A 24,349-nucleotide genomic window follows, 5' to 3' on the forward strand; every position below is an offset into this window, starting at 1 on the left:
AACTCGCCGCAATCCTGATCCATGCAACACGGTCCTACATCGCGTGATTTGGCTAGAACGACGGATCGCCAATGGTGCGATCCGTCGAGTAAATTGCAAAAGACGATTGAACCACTCGCACCGGGTTTGACGGGTCATTTCTTTGCCCGAAATCCAACACATCTAATTGAATTCTAATCCTTTCAACTCAACTTCAGTACTTTCTGATGCCTATTCACGCAAAAACGATTGGCAGTGCTCGACGAGCTTGTGAAACGCCGGTTCATGCTGCAACAGAATGTGGTTCTTGCTGTCGAGCGAGACAAACCTCGCGTCCGAGATACCTGTCGCAAATGCACGCCCGTTTTGTATCGGAATTTCGGCATCGTCCCGTGCGTGCAACACCAGCGTGGGCGATTTGACGTTCTCCAACAAATGCGAGACGTCGATTGCCCCAAACATATCGTGCAAGTTTCCCGCCATCTTAGGTGAAACAGATTTTCGTTGTAGCTCGTTGAACCACTCTGCCTGTTCAGGTGTGGCTTCGGGCATAAATCGGGATGTGAATAGCTGGCGGAACTCTGAATTTGGCTGCCCCCAACCAGTACGCATGAGCATACTCATAGCTATCCGCTGCCCAATGGCTTTTTCATTCTTATTGAACCGCCAACCCTGTACGAATCCGCCATAAATTATGATCTTGTCTACCTTCGTCGGCTGGCGCGTCGCAAAGTCCGCCGCCGCGGACGCGCCCTGTGAAATGCCAAGCAGCGAGAACTTGTCGAGCGCAAGATGATCGACAAGGCACTCCAGGTCTCGAACGCAGTCTTCGTAGCTGACCGAAGATACATTTCTGTCCGACATTCCGTTTCCGCGTTCATCGTATCGGATCAGGCGAACTCCCTGGCTTAGTGCCTCGATCCAATGACGCCAGACCGGGCTTTCCAGATCGTATTCCAGATGTGACATCCAGTTTGCAGTTTTCAGAAGAATCGTATCACTGTTTGGGTCGCCCAGTTCAGAGTAAGCAATCTGGATGCCGTCAAAAGACTTGAAATAGCGCACATCCTGTCGGATCGCATCATAAACAGGTTTGTCAGCCACTGACGCAGGTAGTGCGTCGGCCTCAAGGGGTGAAACAGGGTAAATAAACCTAAACCCGCGACCATGTACCGTTTTGACAATGCTCTGCGCCTTGCCAGTGTCGCCAACCGCCGCGCGAACATCGCGAATTCGGCTGCTGAGCGCCGCGTCAGACACGAACCGGCCATTCCAAACCGTATCAATCAGCTCATCTCTCGTGACCACACGATCGCGATTGCGCAGCAAGTGTGACAGCACGTCAAAAACCTGCGGTTCTACAGATACGATTTGTCCATCGCGACTGAGTTCAAACCGCTCATCGTCCAGAATGCATGTGCCGAACTTGAACCTCATCCCACCACCTTGAACAGACAATAACACTCCGTTTTCCACCGCCTGTTTGAAATGTGTACAGCAGCAGTTTAACGAGTTTACCCTGAAAATGCCGTCAACGCTATTTGCGGGCACGTTGCTTGTGAATCAATGCGAAGCGAGTGTGCTTGGTGGGTTTCGTCTCAACATGCGAGGCCGAATTTAGACCAGCTCTTATGACGTCGTTCATTGCTATCGCTTGGACGGCGCATTGCTCGGAAAGAAATTTGTATTGGAAGAGGTATCAAACCTTTGCTTCGGCGGTCCAAAGCTCAACCGTCTGTTCATCACCGCTTCGACCAACACATAAACCGTTCTGCTTCCGAAAACGGGTGCGCTCTTGTTCTAGACTTGGCATCCTCCGCTAATTCAAGTGTTTGGTGTGGTCAGGAGCGGGCAAAGTGCAAAAAGCCAGATCTCTATTTCCGATCACAACCCAGCCAGAGGCATCGTGTATGTTGTGGCGGTGCCTTCGACACATGTCTCGCCGCCGCTGTCAGTCACACGCACGTTCATTTTGCAGATCGGTTTGTCATCGCGGACAGTCACAACCACTATATGGCCCGTAATCTCTTCACCGATGCCGACGGCCTTTTTGAAATTCAGGTTTGTATTCAGGAATACCGTTCCTGGCCCAGGAAGGTCCTCGGCCACACACGCATTCAATATACCCGTGGTGACCCCGCCCTGAACAATGAGTTCTCCAAATGGGGTTTTCTTGGCCAGGTCTTCATCATAGTGAACCGGATTTCTATCCCCCGTCATTTCTGTAAAGGCATAGATATCTTCCAATCGCGTTACTTGGGACCGGTTGGCACATTGCCTCAATTTTGGTTTCCCATTAATGACCCCGATCCAGCCGTTCGTTGCAGTGCTCACTTTATCCTCCAACCCTAACAATTGATGACGAATGACAGTCAGCGCAATTTGCCTAAGCCGCTGCGTGTGCGGCAATGTTGTTATTCTCTAAAGACGCCTGCTCTCGCCTCATCGCCTCCGAAAAATCCTTGTGCAGTGATTTGATTCGCTTCAAATCCCAACGCCTCGAAGCTATTTCCTGTGTGATAGCAAACACTTCAGTGGCGTATTGGTCGCGTTCCGTCTGATAGGCTCTCGCGTCACCAGGTGCTTTGATCAGTGCCGCCGCAAGACGGTCTGCATCCAGAAAGGCATCCGTTATGCCATGCGCCGTCGCTGGATCTTTGAAATACCCAGCATCTCCAACCAGAGCCCAGCCGGGACCGGCACATTCCCTGATGTGACCAGGAGCGCCGGCAAATCGTCTTACCCAGTCCGCTACGCCTTGCTGGGCTAGCTTGGCCGCCAACGATGGCTCCCAAATCGACAACATGTTCATCGCACCTTGGTAGGGATCTTTCCCGAACCAGCGTGCAAAGCTGTTGGGTGCACTTGATGCAAACAGGCAGTGCTCGCCGCCAGTCGTCGGAATCAACCCTGCGAATGCACCCTGATCAAAATACCAGCGATAGCCTTGGTTCGGGATATCCTTCACGTAGGTATATACAGTCGAATAACGATCAATGGACCGCGCCATATAGCGAGAGCCGACCATCTCGGCCACGGACGAACAGCGCCCGTCTGCGCCGACCAGAATGTCAGTTCCCACGATCTCCGATGTACCGTCCCGCTGCCTGATGACAACACCTGCTACGCGCCCACAATTCTTCTTTATTGTGGCGATTACTCTGGTCCCCAGATGCAGCTCTGCGCCGGCACTGACCACCGCATCCGACAAGACCCCATCGAGCAACCATCGGCGCGGGGCGTAAAGACCCTTCAAAATACCCTCGGGCTTGATATCTACAGTGATCTGTTCATGCCCATAGTGAAAATGGGTCTGCCGAACCGGTGGCGTTCCCGCCTGATCGATATGTTCCAGCAAACCCCAGCTGTTCAATAGCGAGACTGCGGGACGCATCAGTTTGTGTGTTGAAAGAGTGTCGCCGATTTCGCCGTCGCGTTCGATGATCAGGACGCGTGCACCGGCCCGAGCAAGCAGCATCGCGGTGGCCAATCCGGCGCAGCGCCCACCTACAATTATTGCGTCGTATTTTAAGCGATTAAATTGATATTCCATATTCTCGATCCTATTCAGGCAACCAGCCGTTGATCTAGGTTGCAACGAAGATGAGCGGCCAACGCATGCGCGTCTTCTGAAGCGCCAGCGATGAAGGTCGACTTACGCTGGCGCAAATAAGGAAGCCCCATCACGTAGAGACCCTGCGCGACCAATCCACCATGGTGCTGCAGTCTTGCCTTGCGATCGAACACAGGCAGATTCAGCCAATTGAAATCCGGTCTGAAACCGGTTGCCCAGATTACGGACTCGAAACGCTCCTTGGCGAAGTTTAGTTGAAGTCTCGGCCGATCCGGGACCCGGGTTGCGGCGAAACGCTGCGATGGCGGAAAGAACTCTTCAAAACCCTCGCTCGCGATCCAATCGTCAATGGTTTGTAAAAGCCGATTCATTTTGAGATCAGCAGCCGCACATTTGTTTTCCAAAGACCCCGAAAACAGAGCGGTTTCATCCCGGATCATTTCCAAGCGACCCGCTATTTCCACCCCAATTTCCGTCAGGGTGTTGAGGTCTAACTGATGTTCAGCAACCAGCCCCGGCGAAGGTGTCCGGCGAACCCGGTCAATGTCATCCATCTGATCGAACGGAATTTCGCTCAGGCCGAGCGTATCAAGCCAATGCAGGATGTCGGCACGGCGGTACCGTCTTGGCAGTCGAACATGATTGCCAACGGCCAGAGTAACCTGCCGACCTGACGCCTGGATTTCCTGCGCCAGTTGGAGCCCCGAAGCTGAAGCGCCAACAACCAGCGCCTTGCCGCCGGGCAGATCATTGGGGCGCTTATAGGAAAGCGGCGTCAATTGCCTGATGTAGCGCGGCAATTCGACGGCAAATGAAGGGATCGCCGGTTGCGCGCAGGCTCCGTTGGCCATTACGACACTCTGGCATGTTATTGCCCCCTGATCCGTTTGCACGCGATACCCGTCACCAAGTGGATCAATCGCCAAAACAGTCGTTTCGGTCTGAACCGGAGTTTGATGATAATCGGCGAAGCGATGGATTTCCGATACAAGCCGAGAGACCGACATGTATGCGTCTTTGTCCGCCCCACAATAAGACATGCCTGGAAGGCCGTTCATCCAATTGGGGGTCAGTAGATGAAGGCTGTCCCACCGCTGGGTTTTCCAGCTGTTTGCGATCTGACCCCGTTCCAGAACCACGTGGTCAACCCCACGCAAACTCAATTCGCGGCTCATGGCGAGTCCGGAATGCCCGGCGCCAATTATGACGGTCGTAATATGTTTCATGACGCTCGCTCCTGAGCCGTGTCACGGTCAACTGACCGTAACTTTGACATTTCCGGGATTGGTGATGATATCGAACACAGCAGAACGCTTTTGCGATTGAGATACGACAGCTGCGATTTCGTCCTGGCTGGCGTCGGCATTGATGTCGAAATTTACCCGGACTGCGCTGAAACCGTTTCGCACATCCGCGTCCACGCCCAGGATGCCGTAGATATCCATGTCGCCCTCGACAGTTGCTTTCACGGAATGCAGCTGAATCCCACGATTTTGCGCGACAGACGCAACACCTGCGCTCAGGCAGCTTGCCAGTGCCGACAGAACGATCTCAACCGGGGTTGCGCCGTTGTCAGAGGCCGCAAACTGCGGCGGGTGGTCGGCATCGACAGTAAAGATCTTATCGTGCGCCTGTTCCTCGCCAAGACCATAAAATCCCCTAACTGTGGAACGGCTGTGAACGCCGCCCATCCATTCGCATTCCGCGCGCCATGTGAATTGCGCGGCGGCCGGCGCATCGCGCAGAACTTCGCGTGCTCCCATCAGAGCGTCGACATTCACGCCGTTGTCTACGGGGGTTTGTTGCTGTTGCATTTGCATTTCGGATCTCCATTTTCCAATCGCCCTTGCTGGGCAGCTTCTCGAAACGGGCGCCCTGAAGTGGTGGGGCGTCGTTCGATACCTATTTCTAGAAACCCACCGCCTGGGTTGCTTGGGGATCACCTCGGGATTTTGTGGAGATTTCTGGGGGAATTCTCAGAGCAGCCTTAAAACCTATAAAAAAAGATGTGTTACGGCACCTGACCCTGCAGCCGTTTACATTTAGACGGTCAAAATCTGGAGGAATAAACAGCAAGCCGATGTTATGAGTTTTCTGCGACCTCAGACCACCGACAATCGGTTTGGGTCTGCACAGGCAAGGTAGCTAGATGTGCAAACCTGCCATACGCAATCCGTTCAGGAGCAGATCCTGTACAGCGGATTTGTGGTTACTGCTTTCGCGGCTAAAATAGTTCTGCCATTCGTCAGGGGATTCCGGAAAACGCGCCATTTCACTCCTTGCGACCCGCAAAAACTCGGCCAGTGTTTCTTCGGCGTCGGACTGCCTTCCTGCATGGGCATAACACGATGCCAGCAAAGCGCGTGCGTTGTTGATTGGAAACACGATTTCCTGAAGGTCAGCAATCGCTGCATCAAATTCCTTCAATGCGAAATGTGCTTCACCTCGTATCCACGGGATCCAATTCAGTTCAAACGGATCCAACTCCCTTGCTAGTATCAGTCGGTCCAGCGCCTCTTTGGTGCGTCCGTTTTCGACCAGGAATGCAGCATGTAGGGTGATGACGGCGACATCATTGGGGTTCAAGTTCAATGCGCGCTCATATTGGCTTTGCGCTTCCGGGATACGGTGCGAATGCAGCAACGCCTCCCCGAAATGCGCGTGTGCCAAGGCATTCTCTGGGTCGATTTGAATGGCGAGGCGCCCGTGCTTAAGCGCGAGTCTCAGTGACTGATCCGGCTCCGGCGACCAGCCAGTAAAAAAGGCCATGTCGTGGATTGCACCAATTAGCATCTGAGCTCGCGAATTTTGGGGATCTTGTTCAAGGATACTGCTGAGTAAATCCAGCGCTTCAGTATGCGCTTTCTTTGATACCTGATTGTAAAAAGCCTGTGCCCGCAAAATCAACTGGCTCACGGATAGGATGTCTGATGGCTTTGACGCGGTCAATCGCTGACCCAGCGCATCAATACGCCCCACGGTCGTAGCCGCAATTCGTCTGGCGATCTGATCGATCGTATCCAGCGTATCGCTTAAATCTCCATCCGACCTGTCCGCCCAGAATTTCTTACCACCGTTACAATCCAGCAGGTGGGCGTTGATCCGAATTCGTCCGTTTAGCACCCACAGATTTCCACTCAGTACAAAATCAGCTCCAACAGAATTTCCAAACTTCCTTTCGTCCGTGTCCGATGTGTTCTGACTTTCTATTTTTCCTTCGAACGAAACACCATAGTGACGGAACTGGTAAAGCTCAGTTGCGATGGATTTCGATAAAATTTCTCCCAGCTTATCTTCGTCAGGACTACGGCTCACCGGTGTGAACTGCAGCACCGCGATTACTGGTTTGGTATTGGGTTGCTCTGCCATGCTGGAGTTTTGAGCAGGGGCTGCGTCATTGACCGGCTCGAAGAACCGAAAGCCCCGACCGTGTACTGTGCGGATGAATTTCTGTTGATGTCCATCGTCCCCCAGTGCTTTTCTGGCTGAACTTACTGCGCTTGAGACCGCAGCGTCAGAGACAAATCTTCCTTCCCAGACCGCCTCCACCAATTCGTCTCTGGAAATCACCCGGTCGGCATTTGCCACGAAGTATGCGATGAGATCGAAGACCAATGGCTCAGCGGATACCAGCACACCCGACTTGCGTAACTCTCGCACATCCAGGTCCAGAGTGATATCGTCAAAACTGTACTTCATCACGATATTCTATCGCCCAATCATTGAATGTCACACTGGCTGCGTAACGTATGTCACAGCTGGGCTGACGGCATACGTCACATCATCACCCGATACTTCCTCGCACTTGCAACAATCAACATACCAGCCATCGACCGTGTTGCACGGATCGCGCTTCAGGATTAGCTCTGTTGCTTTCCCTCCCGTGAGTTGCTGTGGATGCCATACAAATTCAATGATGCCCGTCGCGACAAGTTTCCCAAGGCTAAGTACCGGGTCACGAACTGCTCGGAATACAACGAAAGTCTCCCGCGCCGAGGTGATGTGACGATCTGGATCTCTGATGAGCTGGTGAAGAGCTGGAGATCGCCACGCCGCAAGACACGCGGCGGTCAGGCACGTTATTCTGATCTGGCAATCGAGATCTGTCTCACTCTGCGGGCCGTGTTTCGACTCCCGCTCAGGCAAACTCAGGGCTTCGTGCGGTCGATTGCCAAGCTGATGGGCATTGACCTTGCGGTGCCGGATTTTTCGACCCTGTCACGACGCGGCAAGGGCTGAGGATCAACCAAAACCGGCGAGTTGCAAGTAAGCCAATCACCCTCTTTGTGGACAGCACAGGTCTGAAAGTGCATGGCGACAACGGCTGGCATAGAGAAAAGCAAGGCACCAGGAAGGCACACAAAACATGGCGCAAACTCCACATCGGGCTCGAACCGGAAACAGGCGACATCGTTACCTCGAAGCTGACCACGGAACATGTGGGCGATGACACGGCGCTTCCAGATTTGCTCACCGACGTGGATGAAGATGTGAGCCGGTTTCTGGTGGATGGTGCCTATGATGGCCTGGGTGTGGTAGACTGTCTGGAGAACAAGTTTGGGGCCGGGATAGAGATCATTGTCCCTCCGCCAAAGAACTCAGTTCGAGGCAAGAATGCACAGCGCAATCACCACATCGATGCCATCGCCGAGCGGGGCCGGATGAACTGGCAAGTCAAATCGGGGTACAACCAGAGATCACAGGTTGAAGCGCAGATCGGTAGATGGAAACAGGTTTTCGGCGATCGCCTGCAAGCGCGTGATTTCGACCGTCAGATAGCCGAAACGAAAGTAGCAGCAAAAGCGCTCAACCGCATGACATCTCTCGGTCGTGCGGAATACGAACGCGTCTTCTGAAGAGATGGGGTATGGGGCAAATTCGCCTCAATCCTGATCTATGCAACACGGTCGGTAATGCGCACTTTTGAAGTCGATCATTGGGCAGTCCAAAACGTTGGTGCCGTCAAACCACCAGTTGGATCAAACAACACCAAGGTGCAACATCCCGACCAAAGTTTGCGACACACCCTCAAGTATCTACTCAGCGCTTTTGCAAGCGGAATTGAGCGACGCAATCACGCCCCGGCTGCGGCGAAGCATCGTTACGACCGAGCCCAAAACAATGACCCATAGGGCAAGATGCAGAACGGACCACCCCAGTATCACCGGAACAAAAATAGCAAGTATTGCGGCCACCGTCGCGACTGCCATACGCTGTGGCTTAGCCATTGGACCGCGAAAATCTGCACCCAATCCCTGGGCGCTGCCAAGTTCGCGAACGTAAGCGGTTCCAATCGCAAAAGCAGCGGCTGCCCATCCCAGATCAGGATGTCCCGTTCCCAACCCAAGCCCCACCAGGATGACCGCGTCTGCCACTCGGTCTGGCGCCTCGTTCCAGAACGGGCCGTCAGGCGCACCTCTTCCGCCCTCAACCGCAACCATTCCGTCAAAGAGATTGCACAGCAGACGGAACTGGCATCCAATTGCCGCGCAGACAAGGCACACCACGTTCAAGAAACCGCCTGTCGTGCCCGACAGCCAGAATGCCATCCCTGCCAGCGCCGCAAATACCATGGAGAACTGGGAAATGAGATTGGGCGAGATGCCGTGCTCGGCCAGTGCTTTGGCGACGCGTGCGGCGAGTTTCGAATTTCGACTGGCGATAGGGCGACGTTCAGACATGGCGGCTCAATGCAATTGTGTAGAGGAACGCGTAAAGCGTCGAAACGGTGAGAGGAACCGAGATCGTTGCAAGCAGTGCCGGCGTTCCTGCAAGCCTGTGGATCCCTGTCAGTAAAACTAGGGAGACCAGAAAGGCCACGAGAGGTGGCAATACCATGCGCAGCCATCCTGCTGTGCGAAGGAAGATGCCCTCAATTATTCGCTTTAGAAAAAGCGTTATCGAGGCGGTCAAAAGTCCCTGAACAATACCTGCCACAAGCGGAGCTGGCATCTCATGCGCGCGATTGGCAAAAAAGGCCCATCCTCCCATCAGCACAAAGCCACCGACTCCGTGAACGGCTTTGCTTTGCAAGAGGCTCATGCGGTCGACCAGAAGTAGCGCACGACGTGAAAGAAAATCGGGGCCGAAAACACAACCGAGTCGAGCCGATCAATAAAGCCGCCGTGTCCGGCAATGAGGTGACCCCAATCCTTGACGCCCTTGTCGCGCTTGATGGCTGACATCACCAGACCGCCAAAGAAACCCATGATTGCAATCAGCAAGGACACGAGGAAGGCCTGCCAAAAAGCAAATGGCGTCATCCACCAAAGTAACGCGCCAAGAATGCTGGCAGACAAGACACCGCCCAGAAACCCTTCCCAGGTTTTTGATGGCGACAACACCGGTGCGATCTTGTGACGCCCAAAAAGCTTACCGAAGACGTACTGCAGAACATCAGATCCTTGGACAACCACAACAAGGAACGCAATCAGCAAGATCGACTTGCCTTCATATCCGGGGATTTGCAGGGTGAGCAGGGCCGGAACGTGACTGGCCGCAAAAACGCAGATCATCAGGCCCCATTGCGTTTCCGAAACACGGGTCAGAAAGTTCTCTGTCTCACCTCGCAGTGCAGAAATGATCGGCAGGAGCAAAAACGCGTAAACGGGTATGAATATCGAATAGAGACCGTACCAGTCGATCCAGATCAGATAGTACTGAAAGGGCAATACAACGAAAAAGGCGGTGGCCAAGGCGTAGTGATCAGCGCGGGACTTTGCCGTCAGCGTCAGGAATTCGCGCATCGCGGCAAATGAGAGCAACCCAAACAGAATCACCGCCCCGGCACGCCCAAAGAGCATTGCGATAGCCAATAGCGCTACCATCGCCCACCAGGCGTTTATGCGTGCAACAAGGTTTTCGATCACGGGGTCCGTGTCGTCCGGGCCCACGCGTTTCTTCAAAGTGGACGCAACAAACGATGCAAGGATCAGCACACAAAGCACACCACCCAAAAGAAGAATGAACTCGAATGGCGCGCTCATGCGGCGTCTCCGCTATCTTTCAGGGCAAGAAGAGCCGTATGACTTCGTTCCAGAAATCCGTCTTTGTCTTCGTCTGCCTCCAAGCGCAAGGGTTCGCCAAAGCGCACAGTGCAAATCAACGGGATCGGAAAGATTTCGCCTTTGGGCATGACCCGATTGAGATTCTCGATCCACACCGGAACCAAATCCACATTGGGTCTTTGCGATGCCAAGTGATAGAGGCCTGTCTTGAAAGGTAAAAGTGGGTCATCCCCAATGTTTCGGGTGCCTTCCGGAAAAAGGATCAACGAGCTTCCACCATCCAGCGCTTCAGCCATTTGGGCAATCGGATCGTCTTCACGCGACTCGGGGTTACGATCTATCAAAACCGCATTGAACACGTCGCGACCGATAAAGGTCTTCAGTTTTGAGGTCAGCCAATAGTCACTTCCCGCCACTGGCCGGGTCCGCCGACGGATGTTCGGCGGCAAGACCGCCCAGATCAAAACGAAATCACCGTTACTGGTATGATTTGCAAAATACACCCGTTTGGATGGGACAGGTTCAACGCCATCCCAAATTGCCCGAACAGCGGTCACCAAACGTGCGAATAGCACAATCGCATTGGCCGTAACGTTGGCAAAAACTGAGTTGGCGGTCATTCTTGGTCCTGAGGATGCTGGGTGACAAGCCAAGACTGCCAAATCTACCCAAAAAGTAAAACCTATGTGCATCAGGTTTTTGATAACACGCTGGCTATCATGACGGCCCAGAGCGGTCACACGGCGCACTGTCGTCATGCTGCGGTTGCGGCCCGCATTACGGGCGTTCGTAGTCGGCACAAATTCCAAGGACCCAGCGACGGTGTCGTTGGGTCCTTGCTATCAAAAACGGTAGTGCATCGACGATAGCACGCGACTGCCGACATTCAGCCAGACCTGGCTGCGTAACGAAGTACACAGGATACGTGTGGCTTTGTGGGCAGGCCGCTTGTTCAGAGATGTTTCCGTGTCGAGTTTGCTTGGCCACAACCGAGAAGATTCAACGAAACGGTGAAGAACTGTTTAGACGTCACGCATTCGAGCTAACCGTTGCAAAGGCTGAAAGGCTCGTGCGACCCTGCGCACAAACAGGAGGTCATCATGCACCGCTTTGTATTTTTCTTAACTGCATTGATTTTGTCATTTCCGGGAATCGGCCCACAACCGGCTTATTCGGAGACCAGCGCCTTTCGCTATGTCGTTTCCCGCGATACCGATTTCTATGGCTCAGATTTGGATGCTCTGTTCGACACCGATCTGAACTCTTGTGTGCGGGCTTGTTCGGCCAACGCGCGCTGCACTGCATTTACCTTCAACTCTCGTTCGGATGCCTGTTTTCCGAAGACGGGTGTCGAAAAGACTGAACCCTATGTGGGGGCCATCTCAGCGCGTAAGGTTGCGACCGATGCTGGCGTGCTGGAGTTGTCACGCACCCGTGCGGGCGAGTTGGAGTTTTTGCAAATCGCCGACTTTGATCTCGCTCGGGCACAGTCGCGTGACCTTGGCCTGCTCTTTCCGGCTGGCGAGCTGACACTGGAGAGTGTGCTGCAGGCGCTGTCTGCGGCAGAGAATGGTGAACAGGCATTGCGTTGGACCGGGCGCGCTGTGTCGCTTGGCGATCGGTCGGATCTTTGGGTCGACTATGGGCGCCTGATTATGGTCGGCAAGGATCGAAACCAGCGCTTGTCGGCGCTGAGCGCGGCGATCAATGGCTATCTGCGCGCCGATACGCCGCCGGAGCAGGCCAATGCGCTGACCCGGATGGCAGCGGCACTGGAATGGAATGACCGGGGACGGGATATGGTCTCAGCACTTCGTTTAGCCTCGGAATTCCAGCCGCGCGAAGATATTCTGGCGGCGCTGGATACCGCTATTGGCAAATATGGCTTCCGCATCACCGACAGCCAGGTCGACAGCAATGCAGCCACCCCGAGAATCTGTGCACAGTTCTCCGAGCCGCTGGTCAAGGCGGGAACCGACTATGAAACCTATGTCCGGCTTCCCGACTCGCAACTGGTGGTGCATGCCGAGGAGCGAGCTCTGTGCGTGGACGGCGTTGCGCATGGCGAACGCTACCGGATTACCTTTCGCAAGGGTCTGCCCGCAGCCTCGGGTGAGGTGCTGAGCAAAGATGTCGAACTGACTCACTATGTGCGCGACCGCGCGCCCTCGGTCCGGTTTCCGGGGCGCAGCTATGTCTTGCCTAAGGCCGCTAACGCTGCGCTGCCGGTAGAGACCGTGAACCTGACCGAGCTGAACCTGCAACTGCGTCGGGTAAGCGACCGCAACCTGCTGCGTACGGTTCAGGACGGGTTCTTTGGCCGTCCGCTCAGCCGCTGGCAGGACCAGCAATTCTCGGAAGAGATCGCCGAGGAGGTCTGGACCGGAACCGCTCAGGTTGAAACCGAACTCAATCGCGATATGACGGCGCGTCTGCCCATGGCCGAGGCGTTCGCTGACCAACCGCCGGGGATCTACGCGCTGACCGCTCGCGCGCCGGGCGCCGATCCCTATGACGATCCGGGCGCGACGCAGTGGTTTGTCCTGTCGGACCTCGGGATCAGATCTAAAACGGGGACGGATGGCCTGCATGTCACCGTTCTGGGTCTGACTGACGCGCAACCACGCGCAGGAGTCGAGATCTCGCTGATCTCGCAGGCCAATGCTGTGATCGCCACCGCGCAGACCGACGATCAGGGTTATGCCAGGTTCGAGCCCGGCCTGTCCCGCGGACGCGGCGCTGCCGCTCCTGCATTGATTCTGGCGGCGCAGGGCGAGACCGATTTCAACTTTCTGTCGCTGACCGATCCGGCATTTGACCTGTCCGATCGCGGGGTCGAGGGGCGCGCGCCCGCCGGACCGGTCGACGTGTTTCTGACTACGGATCGCGGGGCCTATCGTGCGGGAGAGACCATCCATGTAACCGCTCTGGCGCGGGATGGCACTGCGCAGGCCATCAATGGCCTGCCGCTGACGGCCATTCTTAGCCGCCCCGACGGGGTGGAATACCGCCGTATCGTTTCGGATCGCGGGATGTCCGGCGGGCATGTCTTTGCCCTGACGGTCAGCGCGGATGTACCGCGCGGCACCTGGCGGATTGACGTAAAATCTGACCCCAAGGGCGCGGCGCTGGCCAGTCAAACGGTCCTGGTCGAGGATTTTCTACCCGAGCGCATCGCTTTCGACCTGTCGCTGCCGGATGCACCGCTGCGCCCTGGCGACAGCCCGCCGCTGCGGATCGACGCGAAATACCTGTTTGGTGCGCCCGGCTCGGACCTGAGTATAGATGGGCAGGTTACGCTGCGCGCAGCCGAAACGGTGGCCGGATATGACGGGTACCGGTTCGGCCGCTACGATGCCGAAACCCGGGTTCAGGCCAGCCAGTTCGGTGATGCGCGCACGGATGCGCAGGGCCAGGCGACGCTGCCGGTCGAGATCCCTCTGTCGCAGATCGAGGGCAAACCGCATGAGGCAACGGTCACCGCGCGCTTGGCCGATAGTTCAGGCCGTCCCGTCGAGCGGCAACTGGTGGTACCCGTCCTGCCGCAAGCCCCAGTCATCGGAATCAGGCCGCAGTTCGACGGCGTCGTCAGCGAGGGAACCGAGGCGACATTTCAGGTGGTCGGTCTGTCCCCGGACCTGATCCCCGCGCCGATGCGCGTGCGCTGGACACTGAACCGCATCGAGACAAGCTATCAGTGGTACCAGCTCTACGGCAACTGGAACTGGGAGCCGACAACCCGCCGCACCCGGATCGCCTCGGGCGAGGCGGATCTGGGTGCCGAGCCGCTGACGCTGGCGCAGCCGGTGGATTGGGGGCGCTATGAATTGGTCGTTGAGCGACTGGACGGTGCCTATGCCGCAGCCGCGCTGGATTTCCGCGCGGGCTGGTATGGGGCCGAGGACAGCTCGACCACGCCCGACCGGCTGGAGATGTCGCTGGATCGCGAAGATTACCGGGTCGGAGACACCGCGCAGCTGCGGCTGGTACCGCGTATGTCGGGTATCGCGCAGATCGAGGTTCTGTCTGATCGGGTCATCGCCCGCCAGACCCTGCCGGTCGAGGCGGGCGAGACAGTGATTCCCCTGACCATCACCGCGGATTGGGGCACTGGCGCCTATGTGACGGCCACGGTCATCCGGCCCATGGATGTTGCGACGGGCCACAATCCGGCGCGCGCTATGGGCGTGGCCCATGCAACGGTCGACCCTGCGGAGCGGGCGCTGGATGTCGGGATTGAAGCCCCCGACACCGTCACCCCGCGAAACACGCAAAAAGTTCTTATTAGGGTCAAAAATGTGCCTGCTGACGAAACCGTCTGGCTGACCGTTGCGTCGGTTGACGTGGGCATTCTAAACCTCACCGGCTTCGACAGCCCCGACCCGCAGGGTCACTATTTTGGCCAACGCCGTCTGGGCGTTGACCTGCGCGATGTCTATGGCCGTCTGATCGATGGTATGAACGGCACTCTGGGCACCGTGCGGTCCGGCGGGGATGCGGGTGCGGGGATGCGGATGCAATCGCCACCGCCAACCCAGGATCTGATGGCCGTGTTCAGCGGGCCAGTGCAATTAGGCGCCGATGGCACGGCAGAGATCGACGTGCTCCTGCCCGCCTTCAACGGCACCGTCCGGATGATGGCGGTGGCCTGGTCCGAGACTGCCGTCGGGCAGGCCGAAGCCGAGATGATCGTGCGCGATCCCGTTGTCGTCACCGCAAGCCTGCCGCGCTTTCTGGCACCGGGTGACGAAAGCCGCCTGCGGTTGGAACTGGTGCATGCCAGCGGACCGGCGGGCGAGATGCCGTTGTCGGTCACAAGCTCCGGCGGGCTGGACATCGGCCCGGTTCCGGACACCGTGACGCTTGCCGAAGGCGGCAAGGCTCATTTGGATATCCCACTGCGCGCCGAGGTGCCGGGCGACCCGGTGATTGCGGTCACGCTAACCCCGCCGGGCGGCAAGCCGCTGACACAAGACCTCCGGATGCCGATCCGCGCGAATGACCCAGTTGTGTCTCTGACACGGCGGTTTTCGCTGGGAACCGGGGATAAGTTCCTGTTCTCATCGGATGTGTTTGCGGACATGAAGCCGGGCAGCGCCAAAGCCATGCTGTCAGCAGGACCCATCGCGAAATTCGACGCCGCTGGCCTAATGGCGCGTCTGGACCGCTATCCCTATGGCTGCACCGAACAGGTGACCAGCCAGGCAATGCCGCTGCTCTATCTTTCATCGGTCGCACAGGCCTCGGGTCTGGGAGACGGCCCGGCGATGGACACCCGGATCGCCGCCTCTGTCGAGCGCGTTCTGACCCGGCAATCCGCGAATGGTGCTTTTGGTCTATGGCGAGCAGAAAGCGGGGATTTCTGGTTGGATGCCTATGTCAGTGATTTCCTGTCGCGTGCCCGAGCAGAGGGCCACGCGGTACCGGACCGGGCTTTTGCCCAGGCCATGGATAACCTGCGCAACCGCATCAACTACGCCCCCGATTTCGACAAGGGCGGCGAGGATATCGCCTATGCTCTGTTGGTGCTCGCCCGCGAAGGCGCCGCGTCGATGGGCGATCTGCGCTACTATGCGGATGCAAAGGGCGACGCCTTTGCAACCCCGCTGGCGGCAGCGCAGATGGGCGCTGCGCTGGCAGCCTATGGCAACCAGACCCGCGCCGATGCGATGTTTGCCCGGGCAGCAGGAATGCTGAGCCGCCGGACCAGCAACGAACCCACGATCTGGCGCGCCGATTACGGCACGGAATTGCGCGATACGGCTGCGGTACTGGCGCTGGCCAGCGAGGCCGGCAGCGCAGCGGTTGACCGCGACGCGTTGATCCGCCGGGTGACGGCACCGAATGACCGGCCATCGACACAGGAAGCCAGCTGGTCGCTGTTGGCTGCGCATGCGCTGATCGCGACGCCCGAAAGCGCCGGGCTAAGGGTCAATGGCGCACCGGTTGACGGACCATTCGTACAGGTGCTCGAGGACGGCGCCAGCGAGCCGATCAATATTACCACTGCCGATGGTCAAAGCACCGACATCACGCTGACGGTCACCGGTGTTCCGCGCGTTCCGCCAGAGGCGGGCGGGACTGGTTACGCGATCACCCGCGCTTATTATGCGATGGACGGCACTCCGATCGAGGGCAACGATTTTGCCGTCGGAGATCGTGTCGTGACAGTGTTGACTGTCACACCGTCAGAGACCGGCGGCGCGCGGCTGATGGTTGATGACCCGCTGCCTGCCGGAATTGAGATCGACAATCCCAGCCTGTTGCGCTCGGGTGATGTTCGGGCGCTGGATTGGCTTTCGTTGTCCGACGCCAGCCATACCGAGTTCCGCAGCGACCGGTTTCTGGCAGCAGTCGATCTGAGTGGAGGCGCTTCGGTCACGCTGGCTTATGTCGCGCGCGCGGTGAGCCCCGGAACCTTCCACCATCCGGCGGCCTCGGTCGAGGACATGTATCGCCCCAGTTACCGTGCGCGGACCCGAACGGGGCAGGTTATGGTTCGATGACGGGCCGTGTGGCAATCGCCACGGCGCATTGGCGGCGGCTGGATCGGGAAGGGACCGACCGCTGCACGCTGTCGCGGCTCGACTACGGCTGGATGCTGGTCGGACAGGCGATCTGGCACGAGGACGGGCGTGACTCAGCGCTGACCTATGATCTGCGCTGCGATCCGGACCGGAGCAGCCTGTCGGCGGATGTGACGGGTACTGCGGTCGGTAGAGAGCTGGCGCTCAGAATAAGACGCTCCGGGGGCGGCTGGATGCTGAACGAGGTGTTGCAACCGGAAACGCTTGGGTGCGATGATCTGAATCTGAACATTACACCAGCCACCAATATTTTGCCCTTGCGACGGGTCTCGCTGGACACCGATGCGGATGCGCCGGTCCGTGCAGCATGGTTGTCCCTGGCGCTGGACCACCTAGCGCCGCTGGATCAAACCTATCACCGCCTCGCAGGTGGTCGCGTGTTGTACGCATCACCGCAATATCAAGCTGAATTGCATATTCACGAAACCGGGTTCGTGACCCACTATCCCGATCTCTGGGAAGGGTGGGTTGATGTCTAGACTGGCAGGCTTGCTCTTGGGATTGGCTATCGGTCTGTTTTTGACCGCGCTTGCACGCGACGGGTTCGACGCTTGGGTTGACGGCACGGTCCTGCCCCCGGTTCTGGCTGAAACCTCGGTCGAAATCCGCGACCGGAACGGTGAGTTGCTGCGCGTCTACCCGGTTGATGACGGGATCTGGCGGTTGCGGCCCGGTGACGTAGACCCGGGTTTCTTAGCGATGCTGATGCGCTACGAAGACAAGCGTTTCCACTCTCACCCTGGCGTCGATCTGCTGGCGCTGATGCGCGCTGCTGGGCAAGCGCTGCGCAACGGGAAAACGGTCTCGGGCGGCTCGACATTGACCATGCAGGTGGCGCGGCTGATTGAGGACGGCCCGACGGGACGGTGGAGCGGCAAGCTGCGCCAGATGCGTGTTGCGCTGGCTCTGGAACGGCAATTGAGCAAGAGCGAGATCCTGTCGCTATACCTCACCCATGCCCCCTATGGAGCCAATCTGGAAGGGATCCGGGCCGCAAGCCTTGCGTGGTTCGGAAAGGAGCCCCGCCGCCTGACACCCGCCGAGGCGGCCCTGTTGGTTGCGCTGCCGCAATCGCCCGAGGCGCGGAGACCGGATCGCCATCCGGTGGCTGCGCTTGCCGCCCGTGACAGGGTGTTGCACCGCGTTGCCGGGCAGGGCGTTCTGGGGACGCCCGAGATGCAGGCCGCCCTTACAGACAAGCTGCCCGCCCGGATGCGCCTATTCCCCCGGCTTGCGCCGCATCTTGCCGACCGGGTGCGCGCTGTCGAACCGGGTCTTGCGGAACATGACCTGACGCTTGATCGCGACCTGCAGGCACGGCTTGAGCCGTTGCTTTTAAGCGCCGCGCGCCGCGCCGGGCCGCACCTGTCTGCGGCGATGATCGTCGCCGATCACCAGAGCGGCGAGATTCTGGCCTCAATCGGCTCGGCTGGGTACAAAGATGACCGGCAAGGGTTTGTGGACATGACCACAGCCCTGCGGTCGCCGGGATCGACACTCAAACCGTTGATCTACGGGTTGGCCTTTGACCAGGGGCTGGCCCATCCCGAGACGCTGATCCATGACGGGCCGGTGATGTTTGGGCGCTATGCGCCGCGCAATTTCGACGGGATCTATCGCGGCGATGTACGGGTGCGCGAGGCGCTGCAGATGTCACTGAACATTCCGGTCGTGCGGTTGACCCATGAACTGGGACCGGGAAGAATCTTGGAGGCGCTGCGGCGCACCGGCGCCGCACCCCGCCTGCAGGGATCGTCACCCGGTTTGGCGGTCGCCCTGGGCGGGATCGGTCTGAGCCTCAATGATCTGGCTCAGCTTTATGCTTCGATCGCCGCGGGCGGTGCCGGACCGGTTCTGCATCACCGTCTTTCCGAGTCGGGTAACGAGCTACCACGGGTCATTTCGGCGGTCTCTGCCTGGCAGATCGGCGATATTCTGGCAGGACTTGCTCCGCCGCCCGGCGCCCCCGCGGGTGTACTGGCCTATAAGACCGGGACATCCTACGGACATCGCGATACCTGGGCCATCGGCTATGACGGGCGTCATGTGATCGGCGTCTGGATAGGACGGGCCGATGGCACACCGGTCCCCGGCGCGTTTGGCGGAGCGCTGGCGGCGCCATTACTGTTCGAAGCTTTCGGATTTCTGAAACCCGCATTCGACGCACGTCCTGCGCCGCCGCCATCGGCTCTGATCGTTGGGGCTGCCCAACTGCCCCCACCCCTGCAACGGTTCCGTCCGCGTAGCGCGGCGTTCGACATTCCGGCAGACGCACCCCAACTTCTGTTTCCCCCCGACGGCGCACGACTGACTACGGATGGAGCACGGCTCACCGTCAAACTGCGCGGAGGCGTCGCTCCCTATGCAGTGCTGTCAAACGAGCGGCCGCTGGTAACAGGAATGCGAAACAGGGAGTTTGAGATCCCCAATCCCGGCAAGGGATACACGGCACTCGTGGTGGTTGACGCCAAGGGTCATTCCGACCGGATCTCGATCAGAATAGACTAGATAGAAATCCGTCCGCTAAGTGTGGAACGTCGCGATCCATTGACTCAATGCGGAGACAAGCAGTTTCAGCGACCTTTCGGTACGGCGATATGGGATATTGACAGCCAACGCTTTCTATCGGCGGCACAGCGTAGAGAAATCGGGACCGAGCCAATCAATCCCGGCTAACCGCAAAAGGTTGGCGACCATTCCGGCAGAGCTTAAAGGGATCGATGAAACCAGTTCGGAAAAAGACATCAATCTGTGGGCGCGGCTTTCAGAGGCAGAATGATCTGCTTGTAACGTGAACAAACCTAAAGAGACAAAAAAGTTGGCCCGACCGTTGCACTTTTTCTGGGTCCTCGAGTGAGTTAAATCGGAAATAGTTTGGCCCAATGCCGCCATCCAATTTGCGTCTAGGGCGCTGCAGAGCAGCCTTCCATTCCTGCTGTTCTCTGCAAGCGCTAAAAAATGATCTTCGGGGTGTCCCCTCTAGGAGGCAAAGGCTCGCGCCAGGACGGTGCCCATGCGCCGTGCGAATGCTGGCGGGTCGGTTGGCGCTTCGCCTTCGACGATGCGGGCTTGATCCAACAGGAGGTGGGCGGCGTCTTTCAGAAGGTCATCACCACTTACATCCGGTCCATTGGCGCGTTCTGCAAGCTTGGTGATGATGAAATGGTTTGGGTTCAGTTCCAGGACGCGTGGGGCGCCTTGCTGCAACCGCCCATGGCGCTTCAAAAGGCGCTCAAGGTTAACGTCCATATCCCCGTCATCAGCAATGAGACAAACAGGGCTGTCTGTCAGACGTTTCGACGGGCGCACGTCTTTGACCGCCTCTCCCAGTTCGGCCTTGATCGCGCCGATCAGGGCAGAAAGATCAACCTCTTCGGGCTCTTCTTCTGTTTGTGTTTCATCTGCTTTGATCTCGTCGAGATCCGCGGTCCCACGGGTGATGGATTTGAACGGATGGCCGTCGAACTCGGTGATGTGTTGCAACCAGAACTCGTCTACGTGGTCGGACAGGAGTAGCACCTCGACCCCCTTGGCTTTGTAACCCTCCAGATGGGGCGACAGGGCCAGTTTGGCAGCGTCCTCGCCCGCGATGTAGAAGATCGCCTCTTGTCCCTCTTTCATCCGGATCACGTAATCGCCAAGGCTTGTAAGTTCGCCCGAACCGGTGGAGGCGAAGCGGCAAATCTCCAAAATCCGGTCGCGGAGCGCGGCGTCTTCAACCAAGCCTTCCTTGAGCGCAGCGCCGAAATTTCCCCAGAACTTTTCGTACTCCTCCGGCGCTTTGCTGGCCTTTTTCTTCAGCTCGGTCAGCACCTTTTTGGTGATAGAGGTCTTGATCTTGGTCAGTTTCGGGTCGGTCTGCAGCATTTCACGCGAGACGTTGAGCGACAGGTCCTGGCTATCTACAACCCCGCGAAGAAAGCGCAGATAGGCGGGAATCAGATCTATTGTTGTCTCGGAAATGAAAACCCGGTTGACGTAGAGCTTTACGTGGCTCTTGCGCTCAGGCTCGAAGAGATCGAACGGCTGGGAGCTAGGCACAAACAGCAGGCTCGTGTGATTGAGCGTGCCTTCCACGCGGTTGTGCATCACGTGCCACGGCGCATCAAAAGCATGGGAGCTGAGCCGGTAGAACTCGGTATACTGATCCTCCGAGATGTCCTTTGTAGGGCGGGTCCAGAGCGCTTCGGCTACGTTCAGCGTCTCCTCACCCAGTTTGACAGGGAAGCTGATATGCTCGGAGTAAGTCTTGATAATATGCCGGATGCGGGGATCTTCGGCGAACTCGTTGGCGTCTTTCTTAAAGTGCAACGTGACTGTGGTCCCGTTGGTCGCGCGCTCTGTCGGTTCGATGGAAAACTCGCCCTTGCCGTTAGAGGACCAAAGCCAGGCCTCGCTCTCGCCTGCCTTGCGCGTCACGACGTCGACCCTAGATGCCACCATGAAAGCCGAGTAAAAGCCGACCCCGAATTGGCCGATTAGGCCGGGCTTGTCTTTGTCGTCAGCCTTTAACGCTTCAATGAAAGCTCCGGTACCAGACTTGGCGATGGTGCCCAGGGTCTCAAGCAGGTCAGCGTGGTTCATGCCGATGCCGTTGTCTGAGATCGACAGCGTCTTGGCCTTGGCATCAATCTCAAGGGTGATCGCAAAATCCTCGGAGGGTGCGAGCGTAGAGTCGGTGAGCGCTGCATAGCGCAGCTTGTCGCAGGCATCGGACGCGTTGGAGACCAGCTCACGCAAAAATACCTCACGGTTGGAATAGAGCGAGCCCGCGACAATATCCAAAAGCTGACCCACTTCGGTCTGGAAGGAAAACGTTTCTTTCTCAAGAGTCTCTGTCATGGCTTGTAGCTCCAATTTCCGATCGCTGCGCAAACTAGTAATTTATCACGCCTGTTTCAACTATCCCCAAGGGCCACCTCTAGACGGTTGGACGCCGCTTCTCTGCGGCCTGGCACCGCCCAACGCCCGAAGCTTGGCGATTCGCTTATCTAACGGCGGGTGCGTGGCAAAAAGGCTGTCCACCGCCTGCATATGAAGCGGGTTGACGATGAACATATGTGCTGTCGCAGGGTTGCGCTCGGCTGCTATGTTGTCGATCCGGCCAGAGAGCTGGCCCAAACGGGCGAGTGCAGACGCCAACCACTCGGGATTGCCACAGATCACAGCCCCCTCAGCGTCTGCCTCATACTCGCGCACTCGGCTGATCGCCATCTGCACCATGCCTGCGGCCAGGGGTGCAAGGATCATCATGGCGATTGTACCTATAATACCCAAGGGCCGGTCTCGCCCGCCGCCAAAGAACAAAGCGAAATTAGCCAGCATCGATACCGCCCCGGCCAGGGTTGCGGTGATGGTCATCGTGAGCGTATCGCGGTTCTTGATGTGTGCGAGCTCATGGGCGACGACACCCGCCACCTCTTCACGGCTCATGTTCTTCATCAGGCCGCGTGTGACAGCGACGGCGGCATTCTCCGGGTTACGCCCGGTAGCGAAGGCGTTGGGCTGCTCTGTTTCCATGATGTAGAGCGCGGGCATGGGCATACCGGCCTTCCGGGCCATCGCCTCTGTAATCTGCCACAGCTCCGGTGCCGAGCGCGCATCAACGCGCCGCGCATTATGCATACGCAGGACGGCTTTGTCCGAATTCCAATAGGAGAAGAAGTTCATCGCAAAGGCGACACCGAGCGCGATGATAAGACCCGCCTCGCCGCCCAGCATGAGTCCGATGAAACCCACAAAAGCCGTCATCGCGGCCATGAGAACAAATGTACGCACCAACCGATTTGGCCTCCAAAACCTGCTGCCGCGCATATAGGATGTACTGATTGCGACGACAATAACCGGATAGGCCTGCACATGTTTCGGCGCGAAGCAGGCTTATCAAACTCAATAGCAGCGCGAGGAACAAAGTGTCCGCTGCAGAGTCCTTGCAGCGAGCGCGCGCTGTGTAGGTTTTAATACGACCGCCATGAGCTCGCAGCCTGCATGCGGCGGGTCACCATGGATCCGGCTCGTCACAAAACCGTTGTGGTCGGCCCTTACCTGCCATTGAATAAAGGACACAGTTGCTGCGGTGCGACCCGTCAGACCGGCCGTTCGCTGTGACTGCAAAATCAGGGCGTTGTTGCACAGATCGCAGTCTGGCTGATACCAGAGCATTTGTTCACCAGTTTGGAAGCCCCTGATGCCGCACAAGTACAATGATGCCAGCCGGCACAAGTTTACCAAGAAGCGATATCGTGTGACGAACTGGTCAGAATACAAAGAGAGCCTGCGGCAGCGGGGCGATCTGGATTACTGACGACGCGCTGAAACAATGGCGAGCGCCGCGCCGGTCGACGCCGGGAGGTCAGTCGAAATACTCAGACTTAGCCATCGCAACTTGCCTGATTATGCGCACGATTTACAAACTGCCGCTTCGCCAGACGCAAGGGCTGATGCGCAGCATTGCACGACGGATGGGGGTGGAAGTTCCGGTGCCGGATTTCTCGACGCTGTCACGACGTACTCAGGGCCTGAAACTGCCCGAAAAGCCGCGGATTGAAAATACTGAACCGATCCATCTGACCGTGGACAGTACCGGTTTGAAAATCTTCGGCGAAGGTGAGTGGCAACAAAACAAGCATGAAACCAAGCCCAAACGTAAATCGTGGCGCAAGCTGCATCTGGGTCTGGACCTTGCAAGCGGAGAGGTCGTTTGCGCGGAACCGACGCTGGACGACGTTGGTGATCCAACCGCCTTACCACGGCTTCTGGACCAAATTGACGATCCGGTTTCGCGTTTCCTTGCTGACGGAGCCTATGATGGCGCTCCAACAAATGAGCTGCTCGCGGCGCATTTCGGTGACGGCGTCGAAATTGTCATCCCACCTCCAAGAAATGCCGTTCTTACCTCGAAATCGCCTGATGATCCCTCACCCCGAGACAAGCATATCTCCCAGATACAAGCCCACGGCCGATTGGCCTGGCAAGCCAACAGCGGCTACAATCAGTGTAGCCGGGCAGAAGCACAAATCGGGCGCTGGAAAGCTGTGATTGGGCCGAATCTGAGATCTCGGACCTTCGACAACCAGAAAACAGAGGCCAGGATCGGGGTGCAAGCTCTTAACAGAATGACCGAACTTGGTCGCGCTAAGTTCGAGTGTGTCGGCTGAGCTAATTCATGGGTAAGGGCAATCTGCGCTTGTTCGCTGGTCCCT

At 57.5% G+C, this 24,349-nt stretch carries 17 protein-coding genes and 2 pseudogenes; 6 read left to right on the plus strand and 13 right to left on the minus strand.

All coding sequences use genetic code 11. The features are described from left to right. Window positions 1-210 precede the first annotated feature (210 nt). The 6 genes from AB1E33_RS23325 to AB1E33_RS23350 all read right to left on the minus strand — a co-directional run bounded on the left by AB1E33_RS23325 (window position 211) and on the right by AB1E33_RS23350 (window position 7,252). Window positions 211-1,416 carry an alpha/beta hydrolase gene (locus AB1E33_RS23325; protein ID WP_372579640.1) on the minus strand — a complete coding sequence of 402 codons (1,206 nt, stop codon included), beginning with the start codon at window positions 1,414-1,416 and terminating at the stop codon, window positions 211-213. A gap of 447 nt (window positions 1,417-1,863) precedes the next feature. Further along, window positions 1,864-2,388 carry a MaoC family dehydratase gene (locus AB1E33_RS23330; protein ID WP_372579641.1) on the minus strand — a complete coding sequence of 175 codons (525 nt, stop codon included), beginning with the start codon at window positions 2,386-2,388 and terminating at the stop codon, window positions 1,864-1,866. Continuing rightward, on the minus strand, window positions 2,366-3,532 hold the full coding sequence (locus tag AB1E33_RS23335; protein WP_372579642.1) for an NAD(P)/FAD-dependent oxidoreductase: 1,167 nt from the start codon (window positions 3,530-3,532) through the stop codon (window positions 2,366-2,368). The genes AB1E33_RS23330 and AB1E33_RS23335 overlap by 23 nt, the downstream gene beginning before the upstream one ends. Before the next feature lie 14 nt (window positions 3,533-3,546). Further along, the gene (locus AB1E33_RS23340) at window positions 3,547-4,779 is read right to left on the minus strand and encodes an NAD(P)-binding domain-containing protein (protein WP_372579643.1); all 1,233 of its coding nucleotides are present in this window, start codon (window positions 4,777-4,779) and stop codon (window positions 3,547-3,549) included. Between the two features lie 27 nt (window positions 4,780-4,806). Next, window positions 4,807-5,373, minus strand: a complete 567-nt coding sequence (locus AB1E33_RS23345) for an OsmC family protein (RefSeq protein ID WP_372579644.1) — start codon at window positions 5,371-5,373, stop codon at window positions 4,807-4,809. Window positions 5,374-5,698: 325 nt separating this feature from the next. Continuing rightward, complete coding sequence (locus AB1E33_RS23350) at window positions 5,699-7,252, minus strand: winged helix-turn-helix domain-containing tetratricopeptide repeat protein (RefSeq protein ID WP_372579645.1); 1,554 nt, start codon at window positions 7,250-7,252, stop codon at window positions 5,699-5,701. Between the two features lie 198 nt (window positions 7,253-7,450). Here AB1E33_RS23350 and AB1E33_RS23355 point away from each other — a divergent pair, with 198 nt between their 5' ends. Together AB1E33_RS23355 and AB1E33_RS23360 are read left to right on the plus strand one after the other, a co-directional pair. After that, on the plus strand, window positions 7,451-7,792 hold the full coding sequence (locus AB1E33_RS23355; protein WP_372579646.1) for a transposase: 342 nt from the start codon (window positions 7,451-7,453) through the stop codon (window positions 7,790-7,792). 47 nt (window positions 7,793-7,839) lie between these two features. Next, window positions 7,840-8,409 (plus strand): IS5 family transposase, encoded by a 570-nt coding sequence (locus AB1E33_RS23360; protein WP_372579647.1) that lies wholly within the window; start codon window positions 7,840-7,842, stop codon window positions 8,407-8,409. Between the two features lie 180 nt (window positions 8,410-8,589). Here AB1E33_RS23360 and AB1E33_RS23365 read toward each other — a convergent pair whose 3' ends face one another. Genes AB1E33_RS23365 through AB1E33_RS23380 form a run of 4 tightly spaced genes read right to left on the minus strand, consistent with a single transcriptional unit; the run spans window position 8,590 to window position 11,180 of the window. Then, window positions 8,590-9,234 carry a CDP-alcohol phosphatidyltransferase family protein gene (locus AB1E33_RS23365; protein ID WP_372579648.1) on the minus strand — a complete coding sequence of 215 codons (645 nt, stop codon included), beginning with the start codon at window positions 9,232-9,234 and terminating at the stop codon, window positions 8,590-8,592. Then, window positions 9,227-9,595, minus strand: a complete 369-nt coding sequence (locus AB1E33_RS23370; protein ID WP_372579649.1) for a hypothetical protein — start codon at window positions 9,593-9,595, stop codon at window positions 9,227-9,229. Before AB1E33_RS23370 ends, AB1E33_RS23365 begins: the two co-directional genes overlap by 8 nt. After that, window positions 9,592-10,539, minus strand: a complete 948-nt coding sequence (locus AB1E33_RS23375) for a phosphatidate cytidylyltransferase (RefSeq protein ID WP_372579650.1) — start codon at window positions 10,537-10,539, stop codon at window positions 9,592-9,594. Before AB1E33_RS23375 ends, AB1E33_RS23370 begins: the two co-directional genes overlap by 4 nt. Beyond that, window positions 10,536-11,180 carry a lysophospholipid acyltransferase family protein gene (locus AB1E33_RS23380; RefSeq protein ID WP_372579651.1) on the minus strand — a complete coding sequence of 215 codons (645 nt, stop codon included), beginning with the start codon at window positions 11,178-11,180 and terminating at the stop codon, window positions 10,536-10,538. Before AB1E33_RS23380 ends, AB1E33_RS23375 begins: the two co-directional genes overlap by 4 nt. Window positions 11,181-11,660: 480 nt before the next feature. Here AB1E33_RS23380 and AB1E33_RS23385 point away from each other — a divergent pair, with 480 nt between their 5' ends. The 3 genes from AB1E33_RS23385 to pbpC are packed head-to-tail and all read left to right on the plus strand — an operon-like array spanning window position 11,661 to window position 19,655. After that, a complete protein-coding gene (locus AB1E33_RS23385; RefSeq protein WP_372579652.1) occupies window positions 11,661-17,066 on the plus strand; it encodes an alpha-2-macroglobulin family protein in 5,406 nt (1,801 codons plus the stop codon). Further along, window positions 17,063-17,626: a putative glycolipid-binding domain-containing protein gene (locus tag AB1E33_RS23390; RefSeq protein WP_372579653.1), complete on the plus strand. Its 564-nt coding sequence runs from the start codon at window positions 17,063-17,065 to the stop codon at window positions 17,624-17,626. The genes AB1E33_RS23385 and AB1E33_RS23390 overlap by 4 nt, the downstream gene beginning before the upstream one ends. Beyond that, window positions 17,619-19,655, plus strand: coding sequence for a penicillin-binding protein 1C (pbpC, locus tag AB1E33_RS23395; protein WP_372579654.1), 2,037 nt, complete (start codon window positions 17,619-17,621; stop codon window positions 19,653-19,655). Before AB1E33_RS23390 ends, pbpC begins: the two co-directional genes overlap by 8 nt. Before the next feature lie 48 nt (window positions 19,656-19,703). Here the strand turns inward: pbpC and AB1E33_RS23400 are convergent. The 3 genes and pseudogenes from AB1E33_RS23400 to htpX all read right to left on the minus strand — a co-directional run. Continuing rightward, window positions 19,704-19,862 (minus strand): annotated as a pseudogene (locus AB1E33_RS23400) (transposase); the annotation flags it as partial. A 264-nt stretch (window positions 19,863-20,126) separates the two neighbouring features. Beyond that, complete coding sequence (gene htpG / locus AB1E33_RS23405) at window positions 20,127-21,989, minus strand: molecular chaperone HtpG (protein ID WP_372579655.1); 1,863 nt, start codon at window positions 21,987-21,989, stop codon at window positions 20,127-20,129. Window positions 21,990-22,049: 60 nt separating this feature from the next. Then, window positions 22,050-22,961, minus strand: a complete 912-nt coding sequence (gene htpX, locus AB1E33_RS23410) for a zinc metalloprotease HtpX (protein ID WP_372579724.1) — start codon at window positions 22,959-22,961, stop codon at window positions 22,050-22,052. 373 nt (window positions 22,962-23,334) lie between these two features. On the opposite strand from htpX, the pseudogene AB1E33_RS23415 reads away from it, so the two are divergent. Beyond that, window positions 23,335-24,304 (plus strand): annotated as a pseudogene (locus tag AB1E33_RS23415) (IS5 family transposase). The last annotated feature ends 45 nt before the right edge of the window (window positions 24,305-24,349 follow it).

The sequence above is a fragment of the Ruegeria hyattellae genome (assembly GCF_041537925.1).
In the GTDB taxonomy this organism is placed as follows: domain Bacteria; phylum Pseudomonadota; class Alphaproteobacteria; order Rhodobacterales; family Rhodobacteraceae; genus Ruegeria_C.

What these genes read in the sequence shown, in the direction of transcription:
- AB1E33_RS23355 (WP_372579646.1), top strand. Translation starts at nt 7,451, where the DNA reads ATGCCATACAAATTCAATGATGCCCGTCGCGACAAGTTTCCCAAGGCT.
- htpG (WP_372579655.1), bottom strand. Translation starts at nt 21,989, where the DNA reads ATGACAGAGACTCTTGAGAAAGAAACGTTTTCCTTCCAGACCGAAGTG.
- AB1E33_RS23340 (WP_372579643.1), bottom strand. Translation starts at nt 4,779, where the DNA reads ATGAAACATATTACGACCGTCATAATTGGCGCCGGGCATTCCGGACTC.
- AB1E33_RS23380 (WP_372579651.1), bottom strand. Translation starts at nt 11,180, where the DNA reads ATGACCGCCAACTCAGTTTTTGCCAACGTTACGGCCAATGCGATTGTG.
- AB1E33_RS23370 (WP_372579649.1), bottom strand. Translation starts at nt 9,595, where the DNA reads ATGAGCCTCTTGCAAAGCAAAGCCGTTCACGGAGTCGGTGGCTTTGTG.
- AB1E33_RS23345 (WP_372579644.1), bottom strand. Translation starts at nt 5,373, where the DNA reads ATGCAAATGCAACAGCAACAAACCCCCGTAGACAACGGCGTGAATGTC.
- pbpC (WP_372579654.1), top strand. Translation starts at nt 17,619, where the DNA reads ATGTCTAGACTGGCAGGCTTGCTCTTGGGATTGGCTATCGGTCTGTTT.
- AB1E33_RS23390 (WP_372579653.1), top strand. Translation starts at nt 17,063, where the DNA reads ATGACGGGCCGTGTGGCAATCGCCACGGCGCATTGGCGGCGGCTGGAT.
- AB1E33_RS23365 (WP_372579648.1), bottom strand. Translation starts at nt 9,234, where the DNA reads ATGTCTGAACGTCGCCCTATCGCCAGTCGAAATTCGAAACTCGCCGCA.
- htpX (WP_372579724.1), bottom strand. Translation starts at nt 22,961, where the DNA reads ATGCGCGGCAGCAGGTTTTGGAGGCCAAATCGGTTGGTGCGTACATTT.
- AB1E33_RS23335 (WP_372579642.1), bottom strand. Translation starts at nt 3,532, where the DNA reads ATGGAATATCAATTTAATCGCTTAAAATACGACGCAATAATTGTAGGT.
- AB1E33_RS23350 (WP_372579645.1), bottom strand. Translation starts at nt 7,252, where the DNA reads ATGAAGTACAGTTTTGACGATATCACTCTGGACCTGGATGTGCGAGAG.
- AB1E33_RS23375 (WP_372579650.1), bottom strand. Translation starts at nt 10,539, where the DNA reads ATGAGCGCGCCATTCGAGTTCATTCTTCTTTTGGGTGGTGTGCTTTGT.
- AB1E33_RS23325 (WP_372579640.1), bottom strand. Translation starts at nt 1,416, where the DNA reads ATGAGGTTCAAGTTCGGCACATGCATTCTGGACGATGAGCGGTTTGAA.
- AB1E33_RS23385 (WP_372579652.1), top strand. Translation starts at nt 11,661, where the DNA reads ATGCACCGCTTTGTATTTTTCTTAACTGCATTGATTTTGTCATTTCCG.